General features: G+C 70.0%; 2 protein-coding genes and 1 pseudogene. All 3 read left to right on the top strand.

Annotated features, from left to right (window positions below; all coding sequences use genetic code 11):
* Window positions 1–262 (top strand): hypothetical protein (locus CSW58_RS13815; RefSeq protein ID WP_369825185.1); only part of this gene is annotated, 262 nt, incomplete at its 5' end.
* Window positions 263–525: 263 nt separating this feature from the next.
* Window positions 526–1,785 (top strand): efflux RND transporter periplasmic adaptor subunit, encoded by a 1,260-nt coding sequence (locus CSW58_RS12475; protein WP_099447502.1) that lies wholly within the window; start codon window positions 526–528, stop codon window positions 1,783–1,785.
* An 8-nt stretch (window positions 1,786–1,793) separates the two neighbouring features.
* A pseudogene (locus tag CSW58_RS12470) lies at window positions 1,794–3,167 on the top strand (CusA/CzcA family heavy metal efflux RND transporter); the annotation flags it as partial.

Raw genomic sequence — 3,167 nt, 5'->3', positions numbered from 1 at the left:
TTCTGAGAGCCGAGCAGGACGTCGGGCCGCCCCCGCGTCGCGGTTGAACAGGCGCCGGGCCGTGCAGGACCGGACCGTCAATTTCGGCGTGCGTCACCTGCAAAACGAGGGCGCGGTGGCGCTGGTGATGGGCGCGACCCTGCCCCTGGCCGATACGACACCAATCGCGGGGCCATTGACCGGCCCGCGCCGAACGTCTGGCGGTCGAGGCCGGATCTCGCCGCCGCGCGGATCGCCGGCCAACGCGAGATCGCCCGCCTGATCGCGCGCCGGGCCGCCGCCGCCGCCGAGGTCCGCCGGACCGACGAGACGGTGACGCCCAACGCCGAACAGGCGGTCGCCCTGGTGCGCGAGGGCTTCAATCGCGGGGGCTTCAGCTACCTTGACGTGATCGCCGCCCAACGCGCCCTGATCGAGACCAAGGCCCATCGGGTCCAGGTCCTCAAGGCCTTTCATCAAGACGGGGCGAGCCTGGATCGGCCTGACCGGCGCGCACGCGCTGCTCGCCAGCACGGAGACCCGACCATGAGCCTCGCACCGACCCGCCGCCCCCTCTGGGCGATCCTGTTGGCTTCGGCCGCCCTGGGCCTGGCCGCCTGCGGTCCCGGCGACAAAGCCGCCCGGCCCGACGCGCACGGCGAAGCCGGCGCCGAGTTCGAGCGCGGCCCGCACAATGGCCGGCTGCTGCGCGACGGCGATTTCAGCCTGGAGGTCACCATCTTTGAGACCGGCGTCGAGCCGGAATTCCGCCTCTACGCCTACCGCAAGGACAAACCGGTCGACCCCGGCCAGGTCACGCTCGACCTGACCCTGACCCGCCTGGGCGGCAAGGTGGACCGCTTTGGCTTCAAGCCGCAGGAGGATTTTCTGCGCGGGGCGGGCGTGGTGGCCGAGCCGCACTCGTTCGACGTGGCGATCACCGCTCGAGAGGGCGGCAGGACCCATGCCTGGCGCTACGCCTCCTATGAAGGCCGCACGACCATGTCGGCGGCGGCCGCCCAGGCGGGCGGCGTCAAGGTCGAGACCGCCGGCCCCGCCGCCATCGCCGAGACCGTGACCCTGAACGGCCGCATCGAGGTCACCCCCGAGGGCAAGGGCGAGGTTCGCGCCTGGTATCCGGGACGGATCATGAGCCTGAACGGCGAACTGGGTCAGAGAGTCCGCAAGGGTCAGATCCTGGCGCGCGTCGAGTCGTCGGACAGCCTGCAGACCTATGCGATCCCGGCCCCGATCTCGGGCCAGATCATCGAGAAGAACAGCAATGTCGGCGACGTGGCCTATGATCGGCCGATCTTCGTGATCGCCGATCCGACCAAGCTTCACGCGGAACTCTTCGTCTATCCGCGCGACTCCGAGCGCGTTCGCGCCGGTCAGCGGGTCGAGGTGCGCAGCCTGTCGGGGACCGACCGCATCCTGGCGACGGTCGAGTCGATCCTGCCCTCGGCCGACATGGCCAGCCAGACCCAGCTGGCCCACGTTCACCTGCCCGACGGGGGAGGCCCTGCCTGGCGGCCGGGACTGGGGGTCGAGGGCGCGGTCATGGTCGCATCGCGGCCCGTCGCCCTGGCGGTGCGAACCCGGGCGATCCAGCGGTTCCGCGACTTCGACGTGGTCTTCGCCCAGGTCGGCGACACCTACGAGGTGCGCATGCTGACGCTTGGCGTCCGCACGCCCGAATGGACGGAAGTCCTGGGCGGCCTCGAGCCCGGAACGCCGTACGTCGCCGACGGCGCCTTCCTGATCCGCGCGGACATCGAGAAGTCCGGCGCGAGCCACGACCACTAGGGGGCGTCATGTTGAACCGCATCATCCGCGCCTCGATCGCCCATCGCTGGGCGGTCATGGCCGCTGTCGTCCTGCTGGCGCTCCTGGGCCTCTGGAGCTTCCAGCGCCTGCCGATCGACGCCACGCCCGACATCACCAATGTCCAGGTCCAGATCAACACCGAAGCCGCAGGCTATTCGCCTCTGGAGGCGGAGCAACGCGTCACCTTCCCGGTCGAGACCGCCATCGCCGGGGTCCCGGGCCTGGACCATACCCGCTCGATTTCGCGCTACGGCCTCAGCCAGGTCACGGCCGTGTTCCGCGACGGGACGGACATCTACTTCGCCCGCCAATTGATCAATGAGCGGCTGCAGTCAGTGCGCGGGCAATTGCCCCAGGGCGTCGAGCCGGAACTTGGCCCCATCGCCACCGGCCTGGGCGAGATCTTCATGTACACGGTCGAGGCCCAGCCCGGCGCCCGCAAGCCCGGCGGCGGGACCTACACCCCCGAAGACCTGCGGACCCTGCAGGACTGGGTGATCCGGCCCCAGCTGCGCACCACGCCCGGGGTCACCGAGGTCAATACGATCGGCGGCTATGTGCGCCAGTACCATGTCACCCCCTGGCCCCAGCGCCTGGCGGCCTATGGCGTGACGATGGACGAGGTCGTCGCCGCGCTGAACGCCAACAACGCCAATGTCGGGGCCGGCTATGTCGAGCGCCATGGCGAGCAATATCTGGTGCGCACGCCCGGCCAGGCGACCGGCGTCGAGGACCTGCAACGGATCGTCGTCGCCAACCGGGGCGGCGCGCCGATCCGGGTGGCCGATGTCGCCGACGTGATCCTGGGCGAGGAGCTGCGCACCGGCGCCGCCACCGAGAACGGCCGCGAAGTGGTGCTGGGCACGGTGATGATGCTGGTCGGCGAGAACAGCCGCACCGTGGCGCGGGCCGTCGCCGAGCGGCTCGAGGTCGCCGCCCGGGCCCTGCCGGCGGCGTCACCGCCAAGCCGATCTATGACCGCACCGATCTGGTCGACCGCACCATCGCCACGGTCGAGAAGAACCTGGTCGAGGGCGCGCTGCTGGTGATCGTGGTGCTGTTCCTGCTGCTGGGCAACATCCGCGCCGCCCTGATCACCGCGACGGTCATTCCCCTGGCCATGCTCATGACCATCACCGGCATGGTGCAGACGAAAACGTCCGGCAATCTGATGAGCCTGGGGGCCCTGGACTTTGGCCTGATCGTCGACGGCGCGGTGATCATCGTCGAAAACTGCCTGCGCCGGTTCGGCATGGCGCAGCACCAGCTCGGCCGCCTGCTGACCCGTGACGAGCGCTTCGATCTGGCGGCGGCGGCCAGCGGCGAGGTCATCAAGCCGTCGCTGTTTGGCGTGCTGATCA

The organism is Caulobacter sp. B11, from assembly GCF_002737765.1.
Taxonomy (GTDB): domain Bacteria; phylum Pseudomonadota; class Alphaproteobacteria; order Caulobacterales; family Caulobacteraceae; genus Caulobacter.
Note: the sequence above shows the minus strand (reverse complement) of the source record. Positions and strands in the feature narration are given on the sequence as shown.

Excerpts from the sequence above, each read along its gene's own strand:
- CSW58_RS12475 (WP_099447502.1), top strand. The coding sequence starts at position 526 with ATGAGCCTCGCACCGACCCGCCGCCCCCTCTGGGCGATCCTGTTGGCT.